This is a genomic window from Streptomyces sp. NPDC005728, assembly GCF_040630895.1.
GTDB lineage: Bacteria > Actinomycetota > Actinomycetes > Streptomycetales > Streptomycetaceae > Streptomyces.
The window spans coordinates 194,234-194,522 of record NZ_JBEXYL010000004.1; the positions used below are offsets into that span (position 1 = coordinate 194,234).

The 289-nt window shown below is 74.4% G+C and carries 1 pseudogene; it reads right to left on the reverse strand.

The features are described 5' to 3' along the window. Positions 1-289 (reverse strand): annotated as a pseudogene (locus tag ABZ471_RS05370) (cell surface protein); the annotation flags it as partial.

Sequence of the window (289 nt, forward strand, 5' to 3'; positions counted from 1 at the left end):
CTCGGGGTAGGCGGGCTTCTCCGGGTGGGCGGGCTTGGTCGGGTGCTCGGGGTAGGCGGGCTTCTCCGGGTGGGCGGGCTTGGTCGGGTGCTCGGGATAGGCGGGCTTCTCCGGGTGGGCGGGCTTGGTCGGGTGCTCGGGATAGGCGGGCTTCTCCGGGTGGGCGGGCTTGGTCGGGTGCTCGGGGTAGGCCGGCTTCGTCGGGTGCTCGGGGTAGGCCGGCTTCGTCGGGTGCTCCGGGTAAGCCGGCTTCGTCGGGTATTGCGGGTGGGCGGGCTTGGCCGGGCGC